The organism is Sutterella massiliensis, assembly GCF_016899755.1.
Taxonomy (GTDB): Bacteria; Pseudomonadota; Gammaproteobacteria; order Burkholderiales; family Burkholderiaceae_F; genus Sutterella; species Sutterella massiliensis.
In genome coordinates this window covers 1-1,199 of sequence record NZ_JACJJC010000098.1, presented here as the reverse complement: position 1 = coordinate 1,199, position 1,199 = coordinate 1, and the positions used below count along the sequence as shown (strand labels likewise).

General features: G+C 55.6%; 2 protein-coding genes. Both read right to left on the bottom strand.

Annotated features, from left to right (window positions below):
• The coding region (locus H6A60_RS11515; protein WP_205104747.1) for a beta-ketoacyl synthase N-terminal-like domain-containing protein at nt 1–529 on the bottom strand (529 nt) is incomplete at its 3' end.
• A 283-nt stretch (nt 530–812) separates the two neighbouring features.
• Nucleotides 813–1,199: porin (locus H6A60_RS11510; RefSeq protein WP_205104744.1), on the bottom strand; the 387-nt coding region annotated here is incomplete at its 5' end.

Sequence of the window (1,199 nt, the reverse complement as noted above, 5' to 3'; positions counted from 1 at the left end):
AACATGCCGTATCGATCGTCATGCTCGGTCCGTGCAGATCGAAGTAATAACTCAAGCGATTGGCGATGATCGAGAGCGACGTTCCCGTCATCCCGTAGGGACCCGTAACGGAAAGGTCGTCCGAATGAATCATCCCCATGTCGGTGGAAGCCGCGCCGATATAAACGGCCGCATTGGTGCCTGCGACGCTCGAAGGCTTGATGCCGGCGTCTTCAAACGCTTCCCAAGCCATTTCGAGCACCATGCGCTGCTGCGGATCGAGCGCCTCAGCCTCTTTCGGACTCATGCCGAAAAACGCCGCATCGAACGCCTTGATGTCGCCGACGATGCCTGCCGCCGTCGTGCAGGTTCTGCCCGGAGCCTGCCGCTCCGGATGCCAGTAGCGCCGTATGCTGAAGCGTGAATCGGGAACGTTCGTGACTACATCCGCACCCTTTGCGAGAACATCCCACAAACCGTCCAATGATTCGATACCGCCAGGAAACCGACAGCCCACACCGACAATAGCAAAACCGTTTTCGTAATACATCTAGCGTGCTTCTTAAAAGGGGGTTTCGAAAATCCGGGCTCTCGCCTCCTTGAATGCGCTTCGGGCAGAATGCCGCACAAAACGCTTTCCCAGAAAGCCGGCGAATTTTCGGTTTACTGACAATTGCGTTCTCTGTTCTGCGCAGCAACCCACAAGGGTATCAAGGGAAAACGCAAATGTCAGTAACTCAAAAACACCGGGGCCTAACATAGAAAGACCGGAGAAACCGCAACGGGCTTCTCCGGACCTTCAAACTCTGGCTAGGAGCTCAATATTATAAAAATTAGAAGGTGTGCTTCATGCCGGCCACAACTTCAACGAGCTGCGGGCTGGTGTTGTCGACCTTATCCTGCACATAGCCGACGCCGCTGTAAACGAGCGTGCGCTTGCTGAGCGGGTACTGATAGCCGGCGCCGACCATCCAGCGGGTGACTTCCTTGTTGGTCTTGTCGCTGTCAGCGTCCATGTAGCCGACGGAAGCCATGGCGTCGCCGCCCCAGACCGGAACGGAGGTGCTCACAACGATGCCGTAGCCGTCGATATCGTTGGCCTTGATGGTCTTGCCGTTAATTTCTTTCCAGAGATTGACGCCAAATTCGCCACGATCATCGGAACCGCCAACCCACGAAGCGTCCTTGAAGTACTGACCAGCGATGTAGGTCTTGGCATA